Here is a 14,848-nt window from a genome sequence, read left to right on the forward strand (position 1 = left end):
CTGTCCGTCCGCCCGTCCACGGTCGATCACCGTGGGCGGGCGGACGTCTGTCAGCTCACCGCTGCCACGCCTCGCGGACGGGGCCGCGCGGGTCCTCGCGTACCTCCCACTCGCCGCCGATGACCATGGTGGCCCGGCGCTCGGCGTCGTACGGGTCCCAGCCGGGGTCCCCGGTGCGGGCGAAGCGGACCCAGGCGGCGTGCGTACGGGCGGCCAGACCGGCGGGCGGACCGGCGGGGCCGAGCAGCGCGCGCTCCCCGCGCAGCGGCGCCGGGTCGAGGCCGAAGACGAAGGGGAGTTCCACGGTGTGGGCGGCCCCGAGCCGCCCGCCGAGGGCGGGCGACCGCCAGTCGAACAGATAGCTGTACGTGACCCCCGCGGACCGGTCGGCATGCGCCCCGGCCAGCGCCCAGGTCCCCGCCCCGAACAGCGCGTCGCCCATGACGGCGGAGCGCAACTGCCCGTACGCGGCCTCGGGGCGCTCCGCGCGGTAGGCGTCGAGGAGCCGGTCCGGATCGGGGTGGGAGAGCTCCGCGGCCGTACGGACGTCCGCCGCGGTCGAGGCGGCGTGGGCCCCGGAGGGCACGAGATAGAGGTTGCCCTCCTCGGAGTTGACGCCGATGAGGAGATCGATACCGGTGGCGGCCCCGCGCCCGGCGGCGACGGCGTCGGCGGGCTGCTCGTCCAGGACCAGGCTGAAGGGGCTGGGTCCGATCAGCGGGTCATAGGCGGTCGCGGTCCGCAAATCGATGCCGCCGAGCCTGGACGCCGCCTCGACCAGGTCCGCGTCGGACAGCGCGGCGAACGCCCCGGCGTCCGGCGCGACCCCCAGCGCGGCAGCCGCCGCCTTCGTCACCCGCGCCGCCTGCTCGGGCGAGAAGGCCCCCAGCCCGCTGCCGCTCTGCACGATGGCGCGCCGCACGAGGCCGTCGCTCCGCGGGGAGGCGATGACGGCCCCGGTGACGGTCGCCCCGGCGGACTGGCCGAAGAGCGTGACGCGGTCCGGGTCGCCGCCGAATGCGGCGATGTTCTCCCGCACCCAGCGCAGCGCGGCGAGCACGTCCAGGAGGCCGCGGTTGCGGGGCGCGCTGGGGAGGTCGAGGAATCCGGCGATGCCGAGGCGGTACTGGACGGTCACCAGGACGACGCCGCTGCGGGCGAAGGCGGCCCCGTCGTACAGGCCCGCCCGCGCCGAACCGGCCACGAAGCCGCCGCCGTGGACGAAGACCATGACGGGGAGGGGCTGCTCGCCGTGGTCTCTGTGGTCTCCGTGGTGGGGGTCGGACGCCCGTATGCCGTCGGACGCCCGTACGTCGTCAGGCACGCGGATGCCGTCTGATGCCCGTACGTCGCCAGGCACCCGTACGTCGTCAGGCGTCCACACGTCGACGGTGAGGTAGTCGTCCCCGGCGCCCCCGGGGTCCCCGAGGACCCAGCCGGGCCCGAAATAGGGCGACATGTCGATGGCGCCCAGGTTCCGCTCCGCCTGCGGCGCGGTCGGGCCGGGCGCGGTCGCGTCCCGGACGCCGGGCCACGGCTCGTGCGGCGACGGCGCGGCGAAGCGCCCGGCGCGGGACGGGGGCGCGGCGTAGGGGATGCCGTGGAAGACGGCGAAGCCGTCGCGGAGGGCGCCGCGGACGGCTCCTTGCGCGGTGGTCACGGTACGCGTCGTCATGCCCGTGCCACCCGGCCCTCGGCGTCGCTCCCGGCGGGCTCGTACGGGGCGAACGGGGCCCACTCCTTGATCGCGAACCCGTCGCCCGCGTGCTCGATCTCGGCGGCTCCGCGGCCCCCCAAGTGCGCCGGAAAGACGAGCGCGTTGTGGTCCGCAGCCCACCCCAGGACCCGGCGGCGCGTGGCGCGTGCCCCGGCGGGGTCCTCGCAGAAGCAGCTGTTGTGGTGCGGATCGACGATCTGCATGGGGCTGTGCACGACGTCGCCGATGAAGACCGCCCGATCCGTTCCGCTGGAGAGGGCCAGGACGCTGGAGCCGGGGGTGTGGCCGGGGGCCGAGTCGAGGCGGAGGGCGGCGTCGATCCGGTGGCTTCCCTCCCACAGCCGGACCTGCCCGGCCCGGTGCACGGGGGTGACGCTGTCCTCGAAGACGTTCTGGTTGCCGCGCCCGAGCACGGGCTCGTGCCCGTTCTCCGGATTCCAGAAGTCGTAGTCGTCCTGGTGGATGAGGTAGGTGGCGTTCGGGAAGGCGGGGACCCACTCCCTGCCGTCCAGGCGGGTGTTCCAGCCGACGTGGTCGGTGTGCAGATGCGTGTTGACCACGATGTCGACGTCCTCGGGCGCGACACCCGCCCGCGCCAGGCGGTCCAGGAAGCCGGTCCGCAGGCGGCTCCAGACGGGGGCGTACGGGCGCTCCTTGTCGTCGCCCGCCCCCGTGTCGACGAGGATCGTCTTTCCCTCGCTGCGCAGCACCCAGGTCTGTACGGCCGCGTTGACGATGTTCGTACGCGGGTCGACGAAGTCGGGCGCGAGCCAGTCGGCGTTGGCGCGCCAGGCGTCCTCGGGGACGGTGGGGACGAAGGCCTCGGGCGTGAAGCCGATGGGGCCGTAGAACTCCTTGACGCGGGTGACGGTGACGTCGCCGAGTTCGATGCGGTCGGTGGGGCTGGTGAGGTCCATCGGGTGCTCCATGTTCTTCGTCGGAACCCTGGTCGGGAGCACCACCGTCGTCGGGCCCGCCCGGCCGGGCCAGCCCCGCCGCTGCCTACCTCCGGCAGGGTCAGGCTGGGCCGTACGCGCCGATGCAGACTGGAAGGCATGAGAGAACGCGGCCGCCTAGGAGACTTCCTGCACGCCCGGCGCTCCCAGCTGCGCCCCGCCGACGTCGGCCTGAAGGACTACGGCGACCGGCGGCGCGTGTCGGGCCTGCGCAGGGAGGAGCTGGCGCTGCTCGCGGGCGTCAGCGCGTCGTACTACACGCGGCTGGAGCAGGGGCAGGCGACGGGCGCGTCCCCCGAGATCCTGGACGCCGTCGCACGGGCGCTGTGCCTGGACGAGGCGGAACGCCGGCACCTGCACGACCTCGCCGACGCCGGCCGCCGCCGCACCCCGGCCCGTCGGCCGCAGACCGAACACGTGGGGGCCGACACGCTCGCCCTGCTGCACACCCTGGAGGGCGTTCCGGCGCTCGTGTACGGCCGCCGCGCGGACGTCCTCGCGTGGAACGGGCTCGGCCACGCGCTGTTCGCCGCGCACGTGGACTTCGACGGCCCGCGGCGGACGGCGGAGCGGCCCAACCTCGCCAGGATGCTGTTCCTGGACGCCCACACGCGGGAGCTGTACGCGGACTGGGAGGCGAAGGCCAAGGGCATGGTCGAGCACCTGCGCCTGGTCGCCGGCCGCAACCCCGACGACACGCTCCTGACCTCGATCATCGGTGAACTCACGGTCCGGAGCAAGGAGTTCGCGGCCATGTGGACCGGCCACCGCGTACAGCCCTGCGCCGCCGCCCGCCACGAGATGCGGCACCCCCTGGTCGGCACGCTCACCGTCACCCACCAGAGCCTCGTCCTCCCCCAGGCCGACGAACAGCGGCTGACCCTGGCCGTCGCCGACCCCGGCTCCCCGTCGCAGGAGGCGCTGTCCCTCCTCGCCCAGGCCACGGCGGGGACCACTGAACCGGCGACCGTCCCGCGCACGGGCCCGAGAGAACGGGTCGACGGCCGGCTGGGGCGTTGAGGCGCTGGGGTACCGGAGGGCGCTGGAGGGTTGGAGCGGTTACGGGCACCGCCCCGGCGCGGTGACCGGCGGCCGTGCCTCCGTGGAATTACGGCCGCGTCGAAGCGGAACTCTGCGCTGACGACAGCGTATTGGTGACCACCGTCGCCGCTTCCGCGATTACTTTGTCGTCGTGTTCGGCGTCCTTCTTGTTCCGGTGCGACAGGATCGCTACGACGATGGGCGCCTTGTGCGGCGGCCACAGTACGGCGATGTCATTGCGAGCCCCGTAATAGCTGCCGGTTCCGGTCTTGTCGCCCACCACCCAGCCCTTGGGCACCCCGGCCCGGATCAGGTTGTCCCCGGTCGTGTTGGTCCGCAGCCAGGTGGTGAGTTGTGCGCGTTCTTTCTGTCCCAGGACATTTCCGAGAACGAATACGCGCAGATCCTTTGCCATCGCCCGGGGCGTACTCGTGTCCCGTGTGTCGCCCGGGAGCCAGCGGCTCAGCTCCGGCTCGCGGCGTTCCATCCGGATGACATCGTCACCGATCTTCTTGAGTTCGGCGTTCAGCCCCTTCGGGCCGCCGATCTCGTCGAACATCAGGTTGGCCGCGGTGTTGTCGCTGAAGCGGACGGCCGCGTCGCACAGTTCACCGAGTTTCATCCCGGTGCCGACGTGCTTCTCGGTCACGGGCGAGTTGGCGATCAGATCGCTCTCGGAGTACTTGATCACCCGGTCCATCCCGCTCAGGGAGTACTTCCGCAGCAGGGCGCCGGCGGCCAGCGCCTTGAACGTGGAGTTGTAGGCGAACCGCTCGCCGTCTTTGTAGGTCACCTCGCGGCCGGTGCCGGTATCGACGGCGTAGACGCCGATCCTCGCGTCGTATTTGCGCTCAAGCCCCATGAAGGCACGGGCGTACGACTTCGCGCCCGCGTCCGGTCCTTTCGACCCGGCGGTAAGAGACGCCGAGGCGGACATGGCCGGGGGCGAGGATGAGGACGAGGACGAGTCGTGCCCGCAGGCCGCGAGCGGAACGAGGACGAGTGCGGCGAGCGCGCCGCGAACGACTCGTCGGGTACGGATGAGCTTCACAGTCCAGACCTCCAAGACGCCTGACACCCAAGGTGTCTGGCGCATATGGGATGTATGCGGGCAGGTATGTAAGGGGCAGGGCATGCGAATCGCTGCGGGTTTACGGGGTGAGTGGGGCGAGGAGTGCGTGCAGGGTGCGCAGGGCACACGGGAAATAGCCCGATATGGAATGGCATGAATCCATACCGGTGCCGATCGCGGACGCCGGGAACACCTTCGCCTCGGGCCGGTCATGCGGTCCAATACGCTCCCGCGCCGTTCCATGCCGAACTGGCATAGAGTTCGGGCCGTGGATCTGGTGGGAGCGTGCCGCGCGTTCGTCAGCGTCAGCGACCACGGCAGTTTCACCGTCGGAGCGGCCGCTGTGCGGATGTCCCAGTCGGTGGCCAGCCGTCGCGTCGCCGCCCTGGAGGAACGTTTCGGCGGGCAGTTGTTCGAGCGCTCGTCGCGGCGCGTCGTCCTCACCCCCTACGGCCGGGACCTGCTGCCGACGGCCAGAGAAGTCGTACGGGCGTCCGAAGCGCTGCTGCACGAGGCGGAGGCCGCCAAGCACAAGCCATGGCGGCTGGCGGTGCCCGGCACCTGCTCCACCGTCGCCCTCGCCCGCCTCGTCGCCGAGGCGAGAGGGCACGGAGTCACCCTCGACCTCCGTCCCGCCGCCCCCGCGCGACGAAGGGAGTTCGTCCACTCCCAGCAGGTACGGGCCGCCCTGCTCGCGGTCCCGCCGGACGAGGCGACGTGGTCCGTGCCGCTCGGCCTCGCCACCGCCCGGGAGGACCCCGGCGTCAAGCGCGTCTACCTCGAAACGCTACGGATCGGCCGGGCCTCCCCGGGCCCGCCCCGCCGCGTCTGGCTCCAGCAGGAGGACGACGTACCGCACATCCGCGACCCGCTGACGCGCCTGCGCGACGCGCTCGGCCTGCGGCCCGCGCAGCTCGTCGCCGCGCCCGACCTGACGACCGCCGTGGCCGAAGTCCTCTGCACCCACGACCTGCTGCTGTGCTCCCCCGCGCAGGCGGCGGAACTCGCCCTGGCCTGGCGGCCCATCGGCGACCTCCGGCTCAGCCGGGGCTTCGCCCTCACCGCCGCCGGCGACGGCGATCCCCAGCACATCGAAACACGCCTCGGCGACGCCATCGCACGCTGCCTGGGCCCGGACCACCGGACCCGCGCCGGAGCGGGAACCGCGGGAAGGACGACGGCGTGAACACCGAGCCTCTCCTGCGCGACCTGCGCCGGCAACTGCGCGACGGCGGTCTGCGCGGCTGCCTGCTCGTACGCGACCTGCACACGGGAGAGGAGCTGGGGATCGACCCGGACACCCAGCTGCCCTCCGCCTCCCTGGTCAAGGTCCCGCTCGCGCTGGCGACGGCGGAGCGCATCCGGCGCGGCGAACTGGACGGGGCGACGATGATCGACGTACCGCCCGGACGCATCACCACACCCGGCCCCGCCGGGGTGAGCCGGTTCCGCCACCCCGCCCGGATCGCGGTCGACGACCTGCTGTACCTGAGCACCTGTGTGAGCGACGGCTCCGCCGCCGACGCGCTGTTCGACCTCACCCCGCCCGCCCAGGTCACCGAGCTCTTGCACGGACTCGGCCTGCGCGGCATCGCTGTCCGGCACACCATGCGCGAACTGGCCGACACCCCCGTGGAACGCTTCGACGCCGCCCAGGTCCACCTCGCCCACGCCCTCGCGATCGACGCCGGCACCAGCGGCCGCGGCCACCGGGTGCCGCAGCTCGACACCACCCGGGCCAACACCGGCAGCGCCCGCGCCCACGTCGAACTGCTCCAGGCACTGTGGACCCCTTCGAAGATCCACCCCGAGGTGGCCGCACGGATACGCGGCCTCATGGCGCACAACCTGCTACGGCACCGGCTCACCCCGGACTTCAGCTCCGACGCCACCGCCTGGTCCTCCAAGACCGGCACCCTCCTCAACCTCCGCCACGAGATAGGGGTCGTCGAGCACTCCGACGGCCAGTCCTTCGCCATCGCCGTCCTCACGGAATCGCTCGTTCCGGCCGGCGCCCAGCCCGGCGCCGACGCGCTCATGTCACAGGTCGCCCGCAGACTGCGCGACCACCTTCGGCAGTTCTGAAAGACGGCGCCCTGGGTGGCGCGTCAGGTGTGTCCGGTACATCCGGTGCGTCCGGGGTGCTCGCCTCCGCACACACGCGGGCAACAGGGGCCGGACACAAGCCGACCCCGGACACCCGCGCTACGAACGCCCAGGCACCCCCGCTACCAGCGCCCCGGAGCCCGCCCGTCCACCGCGAAGACCGTGCCGTCCGGCGCCGCCGCGTAGACCCTGCCGTCGGCCACCACCGGCGCGGGCACCAGTTCCAGGTAACCGTGTCCGGCGCGGGCCAGGCGCGGCGGGGTCTGGCCCATGAGCGTGTGCCGGTCCGTGTCCACGGCCAGCAGCCGGCCGTCGGCGGCGGAGAAGTAGAGCCGGCCCTCGCCGGCGACCAGTTGCGAGGCGTTGGCGACGGACGTCTCCAGCCGCCAGCCGCGCCCGCCGCGCGCGGTGTCCACGGCCACCAGCCCGCCCTCGGCGCCCAGCAGATACACCATGGAGCCGCGGGCCGTGACGCTGACCGCGGCGAGCGGCGAGGAGAGCCGCACCCGGTGCTCGACGCGCGTAGCCGGGTCGTAGCGGACGACGGCCGAGGTGCGGGTGTCCGCCGCGGTCGCGGTGAGGAAGAGGACGCCGCTCGGGCCCGTACCGGCCGCCGTCAGCGACCCCTCGCTCCGCCGCTGCCACAGCGTCGTGCCGCGCACCGGGTCGACGGCGGTGATCTGAGTGTGCCGGCCGTCGGGGGAGGGCGTGACGGCGTAGGCCGCGTGCCCGTCGCCGTACGAGGAGAACTGCGGCTGGTCCTGGCCCGCCACCCGGTGGTGCCAGCGCTCCTTGTTCGTCGCGCTGTCCACGGCCGTGACCGTGCCGTCCGCCGCGACCAGCAGCACCGTGTCGCCCGCGTGGTAGACCCGCCCGCCGTACGCGGACACGTCCCGGCTCCACCGCACCCGTTTCGTACGCGGATCGAGCGCCGTGAGCCGCGTACCGTCCCCCGAGACCACCTGCACCGCGGAGCCGGACAGTACGGGCGCGACCGGCGCCCCTCCTTTGTCCGGGGCGCCCCCGGTCTCCGCCGCCGGCCGCTGCCACGCCACCTTGCCGTCGGCGGGGTCGATACGGGCCGCCTGCACGCCGCGGCCGGAGCAGAACAGCGCCCCGTACCCGTACGAGCAGAACGTCGCCCGCACCCCGCCGCCCTTGGCCGCGGACCCCTCGTACACCCCCGACTCCCACGGCCGCCACCCGGCCGCCACGGGCGCCCGGCGCGGTTGCGCGGGCTCGGCGCCGTCCAGCCGCTGCACCGTCCACGCCGCCCCCGCCCCCACGACGGCCAGCGCCACGGCCCCGGCCGCCAGCAGCCGCGCCCGCGGCCTGCCGCGCCCGGCGGCGGAAGCGGCGGCCGACGCCCGCTCGCGCGGCGGCGGGACCGCGCGGAGCGGGGTGGGCGGGTCCTCCGGCGCGCCGGAGGCATCACTGTGCGAAGCCGGGCCACGTTGCACCGGCACGCGCGGGACCGGATCGGTCAGCGGCGGCGCGGCCGGCGACCGTACGAGCGCGGAACGCAACTCCGCCATCAGCGCGTCCGGCGTCGGCCGGTCCCCAGGCTCCTTCGCCAGGCACGCGCGCACCAGCGGCACCAGATCCTCCGGAACGCCCGCCAGCTCCGGCTCGTCGTGCACGACCTGGTAGGCCACGATGTACGGGCTCTCCGACTCGAACGGCCCACGCCCCGTCGCCGCGTGCACCAGCAGCGACCCCAGCGCGAACACATCGGCCGCGGGCCCGACCTGGCGCGGGCGCTGGAACTGTTCCGGCGCCATGAACGGCGGCGTGCCGATCAACTTGCCGGTCTCCGTGCGCAGTTCGCTGTCGTACGGGCGGGAGATGCCGAAGTCGATGACCTTCGGCCCGTCCTCGGCCAGCAGCACATTGCTCGGCTTGAGATCCCGGTGCACGACGCCCGCGCGGTGGATGTCGCGCAGCGCCTCGGCGAGCCCGGCGGCCAGCCGCACCGCGCCGGGGCCCATCGGCCCGTTCCGCTTCACGCGTTCGGCGAGGGTGGGACCGGGGATGTAGAGGGTGGCCATCCAGGGCCGTACGCCGTCCGGGTCCGCGTCCACGACCGGCGCCGTGAACGCCCCGCTGACCCGCCGCGCGGCCGCCACTTCCTGCCGGAACCGTGCTCTGAACTCGGGGTCCGCCGCGTACTGCGCATGCACGACCTTCACCGCGAGCCGCAGTCCGGAGGCCGATCGCGCCAGGTGCACGACGCCCATTCCGCCCGCGCCGAGCCGCGCTTCGAGCCGGTACTCCCCGGCGTACTCCGGCTCCTCCGCTTCCGGGCCCGTCCCGGTACTGCGCAGCGGCGGCATACCCCACCCCCGTGTTCTCGGCCGCGTCCACGCGACGCCCGGAGCCTAGTCGATGGTGCGTACGGTTCCCGAGAAGCGTTGCTAGCCTGCGCATGTCACCGGCCGACGCGGCCGGTTGGGGCCCCGCCGTCCGCGCGGGGTCCGACATTTACCCGGGGGAGGGCCACATGGCTGTGGAAGAAGTCGAACAGGTCGAAGAAGCCGACGAGGGGGCCGGGGCCGGGGCGCTCGCCGCGGGCGTCGTCTACTACCCGGTCGCGCCCGGCGTGCAGCTCAACGTCCGACGCGGCCCCAGCACCAGCAGCCAGCTCGTCAAGAAGCTGGCGATCGGCTCACGCGTGCCGATCCGCTGCCAGACCCGCGGCCAGCGCGTCTCCGGCCCGTACGGCACGACGGACATCTGGGACAGCATCGCGCCCGGCCAGTACATCTCCGACGCGTACGTGAAGACGGGCAGCGACGGCTTCGTCACGGTGCGCTGCTCGGGCTGACGGGCCCTCGGTGGGGCAGCCCCTCGCCCGGGTCATCCGCCGACACCGACGACACCGTCGCGACTGCCGCGCGGACCGCTCCCGCGTGGGCGGCACGCGCCGCGCCCGGCCCCGCCGCCCACCGGCCCGACCGGTTCGGCGGGGCCGGGCGATAATCGGGGGTATGAGCGACGAGCGGCAGGCCCCGGACGCGGGCCCTCAGCCCACGGAGATCCGGTTCTACGGCACGACCTGGCTGAACCACGACGGCGGATACGCGCTGCGCCGCGCCGCGACCGCGATCGGCGCGCTGGTCGCCGCGGCGGCCGGCTGCCTCGTGCTCCGCTTCGCCTTCCAGGGCGTGGCGGACGCCAAGGCCGGCAGCCTGGTCAACGTCCTGCTCGTCGTCGCCTTCGCCATCTGCAGCGCGCTCGCCTTCCGCCACACCTGGTCCGGGTTCGTACGCCGCCCGGACGCCCCGGCAGACGCCGCCGCCGAGAAGTCGATGCGCAGCATCCGCGTCATCGGCTTCGTCGGCATCCTGCTCGCCTACTTCTGCCGCACCTTCGTCGAGGCGCCGGGCGAGAAGCTGCGGCGAGCGGAGTACGAGGAGGAGCGCCGACGGTACGAGCGGCGGCGCACGGCCCGTACGGGAAACCCGGCGGGCAAGGCGAAGAAGCGCAAGAACCGCTAGCGGGGCGGAACAGCCGGGACACCCGTAACGACCGGAGCAGCCGGAACAGCCGGAGCCCGCACCGCCGACCCGCCCCCGTACATACGCCCGTACGCGCTCGGGCCCGTACGCGCTCAGGCCCGTACGTCCGTCCCCGCTCAGGCCCGGCGGCGCGCGCCGCTCATCGCGCCTATCAGCCCGATCACGCCGGCCACCAGCACCCCGCGCCACAGGCCGTCCCACAGGCTGCCGAAGAAGCCCTCGCCCGTCAGGATCTGGCGCATCAGGAAGTCGCTGACCAGCAGCACCCCGGCGGGCACGATTGCGACCTGCCAGGGGTGACCGCGGGCCCAGCGGCGGATGCGGTGGTCCCCGCGGGCGCCGTCGCGACCGCCGAGCACCGCCCCCGCGCCGCCGACCAAGAAGAACAGCATCAGCGCGAGAGACAGCGCGCCGGCCACGACGGCGAGGCCGAACTCGCCGGTGACCGCGTCGAGCCCGAGCGACACTCCGCCGCCGAGCGCGCCGACCGCGGCCGCGGCCCGCCACGGGCCGAGACTGGCCGAGGCCACGGCCAACTGCCGCTCCTCGGTACGGGATACCTCACCTGAACGGTATGAACGACTCATACCGTCACGGTCCCGCCGCCGGCCCGCGAACACTATGGGGGAAGACCCTGAGCCACCCCGGAGTTCGCCGACGGGGATATCCGGGACGCGACCCCGACGCGACCTCGACGCGCACCCGATGCGTCCCCGCCGTGCGGCCATGCCGGGCCCGCCGTCGTCCCTCCGGCAGCGGCGGGCCCGAGCGGTCACGCCTCGGAAGGCAGTGCGTCGGGCAGCGCTTTCCGGGCGGCCGGCCCGTCGGCCGCGGAGGCGTGCCGCTCCGCCCAGCCCTCCAGCGCCACCCCGCACGCGTGGTCGACATGGCGCAGACCGCTCAGGTCCAGCTCCACGCCCCGATCGCGCGGCAGCGAGCGGGCCAGCGTCTCCAGTTCGTCCAGCAGCTTCGGCAGCCGCAGGAAATTCGCGCTGCCCAGCACCCGGACCCGCACCGTCCCGCCGGCCGTCGTCCCCTCGACAGCCGCCCCGTCGACAGCCGTCCCCTCGGCCGCCGCGCCGCCACCGCTGCTCACCTGCGTGGTCTCCACCCGTACGTGCGAGGTCTCCCACGCGGCCTTGGCGACCGCCATGAGCAGCCCGATGACCACGCCCTCGAACATATTGGTCGTCACGATGGCCACCGCCGTCACCATCAGCACCACGGCCTCTCCCCGATGCTCACGCCACAGCGGCCCCAGCTCGCGCAGCGGAATGAGCTTCCAGCCCGCGTGCACCAGTACGCCCGCGAGGGCCGCCAGCGGGATGACGCCCAGGGCCGCGGGGAAGACCACCGCGAAGATCAGCAGCCACGCCCCGTGCAGCACGCGCGACATCTTCGTCCGCGCCCCGGCCCGTACATTGGCGGAGCTCCGTACGATCACGGCGGTCATCGGCAGCGCGCCGAGCACCCCGCACACCGCGTTGCCCGCGCCCTGCGCGATGAGCTCCTTGTCGTACTCGGTACGCGGCCCGTCGTGCAGCCGGTCCACGGCCGCCGCGCTGAACAGCGACTCGGCGGAGGCGATCAGCGTGAAGGCCAGGACCGTGCCCAGCACCCCCACGTCGGCCAGGCGCGCGAAGTCGGCGGCGCCCGGCGGCTGCACCGAGGCGAGCAGGCCGTGCACCTCGACCCGGGCCACCGGCAGACCGAGGACCGCCACGGCGGCCGTCGCCAGCACGACCGCCGCCAGGGGCGCGGGCAGTGCCCGGGCGCCGCGCCGCCAGCGCGGCCACAGTACGAGCACGGCGACCGTCCCGGCCCCGACCGCGACGGCCGTGAGCGCGGCGCCGGAACCGGCCGTGTCCGCGACGAGCCCAGGCAGCGATCCGATCTTCTCCAGCCCGCCGGCCGGGGCCTTGGCGTCGGCGAGCGCGTACAGCTGGCCCGCGATGAGCACGAGCCCGATGCCCGCGAGCATCCCGTGCACGACGGCGACGGATATGGCCCGGAACCACCGGCCTATGCCCAGCGCCCCCATCGTCATCTGCAACAGGCCGGCGACGAGCACGAGGACGCCGAGCGCCCCGAGCCCGTACTCCCGCACGGCCTCGTAGACGAGCACGGTCAGCCCGGCCGCCGGGCCGCTGACCTGGAGGCTGCTGCCGGGCAGCAGCCCCGTCAGCAGCCCGCCGACGATGCCGGTGACGAGCCCCAGCTCGGCCGGGACCCCGGAGGCGACGGCGACGCCGACGCAGAGGGGGAGGGCGACGAGGAAGACGACGAGAGAGGCCGTGAGGTCGGCGGGGGCGTCGGTCCGAAACCAGGGCGACCCCAGGGTCCGGGAGGCCAGCGCCCGGGGGGAGAGGCCGGACCAGGGGGAGGGGCCGTGCGGTCGGCCGCGTCGGGCTCGGGCTTTTCGGGCGTGGTCGAACGGAGATTTCTGCATGCGGAGCGCCTCCAGCGCGCCTCGGCGGGCGCATGTCGATGAGATGCGTTACCTGGCGGGTGATGTGCGAACGGGCCGGACCGCGCCCGGGCAGCGCGGACCGTACGAGCCGGTCAAGGGCGCGTACGAGCCGCCCGCGGCCGCCGGAACGGGGACGGGCGAAGGGGGGACAGGCCGAGCGGCGACAGAACGGTCAGCTGCTGCCAGCTGCTGCCGACCGCTGTCAGCGACTGCCGGCGGCTGTCAGCAGCGGAAGACCTGAAGAGCGATGGACAACTCGCCGGATCTCAGCGGCGGCGAGGCAGCCCGCCCGACGCCGTCCCCGGCCTCGCGCGTACGAGCACCGGCGTCCCTGACGGCGCGGCCGGAACCACTCCCGCGGATACGCCCGGACCGCGGGTGCGGTACGGGCACGGCGGTCGAGGACCCGGCGGCCCGCCGCGTCTCGCGGCGCTCGGCCTCTTCCTCGGCGCGCTCGGTGAGCGCGGTGGAGGACGCGGCAGGGAGCGAAGTGGCGGCAGAGACGTGTCCGACCTGTGTGGTCAGGCCGTCCACGGCGAAGAGGAGGGCGAGCAGCAGCGACAGGGATGTCAGCAGCGCACGGCCGACCCGCTGGGATGCCACGGCCATCGACCCCCCTACGGCGTGGTTGGACACTCACCACCATTGTGTCCAGAGAACAACGTCGAATTGTGATTAGTCATGTAACAGCAAAATGAACTCAGGGTCACTGAACCGGAATTGACTGCTCCGTTCACGCCGGCGGACGGACGAGCGAAAGCGCCCTCCCGCGCGCTGTACGCCCCCTACCCCGCTCCGACGGCGTGCCCACCGGGCCCATCCCAGCAGCTGAAACCAACGGTTCGCCGCGGAAGTGAAATGCGAGGATGGCCCGCGATACGTCCGGCGCATCGGTGAGGTGAACAGACCCATGTCCCAGTCCCAGAAGGTCGCAGTACTCGGCACCGGGAAGATCGGCGAGGCCCTGCTCTCCGGCATGATCCGTGCCGGCTGGTCCCCCGCCGACGTCCTGGTCACCACCCGCCGCCCGGAACGCGCCGAGGAGCTCCGCGGCAAGTACGGCGTCGACTCCGTGACCAACGCCGAGGCGGCCAAGGCCGCCGACATCCTCATCCTCGCGGTCAAGCCGCAGGACATGGGCGCCCTCCTCGACGACCTCGCCCCGCACGTGGCCGACGACCGCCTGATCATCAGCGCGGCGGCCGGTCTGCCCACCACCTTCTTCGAGGAACGGCTGCCGGCCGGCACCCCCGTCGTCCGCGTCATGCCGAACACCCCGGTCCTCGTCGACGAGGGCATGTCCGTCATCTCCCCGGGCACCCACGCCACGGAGGCCCACCTCCAGCGCACCGAAGCGCTCTTCAACCCCGTCGGCAAGACGCTCCGCGTCGCCGAGAGCCAGCAGGACGCGGCCACCGCCCTGTCCGGCTCGGGCCCGGCGTACTTCTACTACCTCGTCGAGGCGATGACCGACGCGGGCATCCTGCTCGGCCTGCCCCGGGACAAGGCGCACGACCTGATCGTCCAGGCGGCCATCGGCGCCGCCGTGATGCTCCGCGACAGCGGCGAGCACCCGGTCAAGCTCCGCGAGGCGGTCATGTCCCCGGCCGGCACCACGATCAGCGCGATCCGCGAACTGGAGAACCACGGCGTACGCGCCGCCCTGATCGCCGCCCTCGAAGCCGCCCGCGACCGCAGCCGCGAACTGGCCTCCGGCCAGGGCTAGCGGGCCCGCCCGTACACCCCCGAGCGGCCTCCCGCCACAGGTTTTGTCGCTCGGCGAGCCCTCGTGTAGTGTGCTCCGAGTTGCCGCGGCGTCCGAAAGGACGGCGGGACAGCCACCTCAGCCGCACCGGCGGCAAATCACTACAGTACGGCCCCTGAACGGGACAGATTTCGGCATGCCGGAATTCGGACCACGGACTCGATTATGAGTCACCAGGGAAATCCGCTAAAGTAGTGACCACG

Annotated in this window: 13 protein-coding genes; 6 read left to right on the forward strand and 7 right to left on the reverse strand. The window is 73.4% G+C overall.

Annotated features, from left to right (window positions below):
• Positions 1-55: 55 nt before the first annotated feature.
• Together AB0I22_RS36490 and AB0I22_RS36495 are read right to left on the reverse strand one after the other, a co-directional pair.
• Positions 56-1,675, reverse strand: coding sequence for a carboxylesterase family protein (locus AB0I22_RS36490; RefSeq protein WP_363135327.1), 1,620 nt, complete (start codon positions 1,673-1,675; stop codon positions 56-58).
• A complete protein-coding gene (locus AB0I22_RS36495) occupies positions 1,672-2,634 on the reverse strand; it encodes an MBL fold metallo-hydrolase (RefSeq protein WP_363135328.1) in 963 nt (320 codons plus the stop codon). Before AB0I22_RS36495 ends, AB0I22_RS36490 begins: the two co-directional genes overlap by 4 nt.
• A gap of 138 nt (positions 2,635-2,772) precedes the next feature.
• Between AB0I22_RS36495 and AB0I22_RS36500 the strand changes: the two genes are divergently transcribed.
• A complete protein-coding gene (locus AB0I22_RS36500; protein ID WP_363135329.1) occupies positions 2,773-3,693 on the forward strand; it encodes a helix-turn-helix transcriptional regulator in 921 nt (306 codons plus the stop codon).
• 88 nt (positions 3,694-3,781) lie between these two features.
• On the opposite strand, the gene bla is transcribed toward AB0I22_RS36500, so the two are convergent.
• A complete protein-coding gene (gene bla, locus AB0I22_RS36505) occupies positions 3,782-4,765 on the reverse strand; it encodes a class A beta-lactamase (protein ID WP_363135330.1) in 984 nt (327 codons plus the stop codon).
• Positions 4,766-5,054: 289 nt separating this feature from the next.
• Between bla and AB0I22_RS36510 the strand changes: the two genes are divergently transcribed.
• Together AB0I22_RS36510 and AB0I22_RS36515 are read left to right on the forward strand one after the other, a co-directional pair.
• Positions 5,055-5,972, forward strand: coding sequence for a LysR family transcriptional regulator (locus tag AB0I22_RS36510; RefSeq protein WP_363135331.1), 918 nt, complete (start codon positions 5,055-5,057; stop codon positions 5,970-5,972).
• Positions 5,969-6,871, forward strand: coding sequence for a serine hydrolase (locus tag AB0I22_RS36515; RefSeq protein ID WP_363135332.1), 903 nt, complete (start codon positions 5,969-5,971; stop codon positions 6,869-6,871). The genes AB0I22_RS36510 and AB0I22_RS36515 overlap by 4 nt, the downstream gene beginning before the upstream one ends.
• Before the next feature lie 143 nt (positions 6,872-7,014).
• Here the strand turns inward: AB0I22_RS36515 and AB0I22_RS36520 are convergent, their stop codons facing one another.
• Positions 7,015-9,225 (reverse strand): serine/threonine-protein kinase, encoded by a 2,211-nt coding sequence (locus AB0I22_RS36520; RefSeq protein WP_363135333.1) that lies wholly within the window; start codon positions 9,223-9,225, stop codon positions 7,015-7,017.
• A 167-nt stretch (positions 9,226-9,392) separates the two neighbouring features.
• Between AB0I22_RS36520 and AB0I22_RS36525 the strand changes: the two genes are divergently transcribed.
• On the forward strand, positions 9,393-9,716 hold the full coding sequence (locus tag AB0I22_RS36525) for an SH3 domain-containing protein (RefSeq protein ID WP_363135334.1): 324 nt from the start codon (positions 9,393-9,395) through the stop codon (positions 9,714-9,716).
• Positions 9,717-9,879: 163 nt separating this feature from the next.
• On the forward strand, positions 9,880-10,389 hold the full coding sequence (locus AB0I22_RS36530; protein WP_363135335.1) for a hypothetical protein: 510 nt from the start codon (positions 9,880-9,882) through the stop codon (positions 10,387-10,389).
• Positions 10,390-10,526: 137 nt separating this feature from the next.
• Here the strand turns inward: AB0I22_RS36530 and AB0I22_RS36535 are convergent, their stop codons facing one another.
• The 3 genes from AB0I22_RS36535 to AB0I22_RS36545 form a co-directional block, all read right to left on the reverse strand.
• Entirely contained in the window at positions 10,527-10,997 is a 471-nt protein-coding gene (locus AB0I22_RS36535) for a hypothetical protein (RefSeq protein ID WP_363135336.1), read from the reverse strand.
• Between the two features lie 185 nt (positions 10,998-11,182).
• The gene (locus AB0I22_RS36540; RefSeq protein WP_363135337.1) at positions 11,183-12,859 is read right to left on the reverse strand and encodes a SulP family inorganic anion transporter; all 1,677 of its coding nucleotides are present in this window, start codon (positions 12,857-12,859) and stop codon (positions 11,183-11,185) included.
• Between the two features lie 243 nt (positions 12,860-13,102).
• On the reverse strand, positions 13,103-13,489 hold the full coding sequence (locus tag AB0I22_RS36545; RefSeq protein ID WP_363135338.1) for a hypothetical protein: 387 nt from the start codon (positions 13,487-13,489) through the stop codon (positions 13,103-13,105).
• Between the two features lie 301 nt (positions 13,490-13,790).
• Here AB0I22_RS36545 and proC point away from each other — a divergent pair, with 301 nt between their 5' ends.
• Positions 13,791-14,606, forward strand: a complete 816-nt coding sequence (gene proC, locus AB0I22_RS36550; protein WP_363135339.1) for a pyrroline-5-carboxylate reductase — start codon at positions 13,791-13,793, stop codon at positions 14,604-14,606.
• Positions 14,607-14,848 lie beyond the last annotated feature (242 nt).

This window comes from Streptomyces sp. NPDC050610 (genome assembly GCF_040654875.1).
Classification (GTDB): Bacteria; Actinomycetota; Actinomycetes; order Streptomycetales; family Streptomycetaceae; genus Streptomyces.

Coding starts and splice junctions, on each gene's coding strand:
- AB0I22_RS36490 (WP_363135327.1), bottom strand. CDS start 1,675: ATGACGACGCGTACCGTGACCACCGCGCAAGGAGCCGTCCGCGGCGCC.
- AB0I22_RS36495 (WP_363135328.1), bottom strand. CDS start 2,634: ATGGACCTCACCAGCCCCACCGACCGCATCGAACTCGGCGACGTCACC.
- AB0I22_RS36500 (WP_363135329.1), top strand. CDS start 2,773: ATGAGAGAACGCGGCCGCCTAGGAGACTTCCTGCACGCCCGGCGCTCC.
- AB0I22_RS36520 (WP_363135333.1), bottom strand. CDS start 9,225: ATGCCGCCGCTGCGCAGTACCGGGACGGGCCCGGAAGCGGAGGAGCCG.
- AB0I22_RS36525 (WP_363135334.1), top strand. CDS start 9,393: ATGGCTGTGGAAGAAGTCGAACAGGTCGAAGAAGCCGACGAGGGGGCC.
- AB0I22_RS36530 (WP_363135335.1), top strand. CDS start 9,880: ATGAGCGACGAGCGGCAGGCCCCGGACGCGGGCCCTCAGCCCACGGAG.
- AB0I22_RS36535 (WP_363135336.1), bottom strand. CDS start 10,997: ATGAGTCGTTCATACCGTTCAGGTGAGGTATCCCGTACCGAGGAGCGG.
- AB0I22_RS36540 (WP_363135337.1), bottom strand. CDS start 12,859: ATGCAGAAATCTCCGTTCGACCACGCCCGAAAAGCCCGAGCCCGACGC.
- AB0I22_RS36545 (WP_363135338.1), bottom strand. CDS start 13,489: ATGGCCGTGGCATCCCAGCGGGTCGGCCGTGCGCTGCTGACATCCCTG.
- proC (WP_363135339.1), top strand. CDS start 13,791: ATGTCCCAGTCCCAGAAGGTCGCAGTACTCGGCACCGGGAAGATCGGC.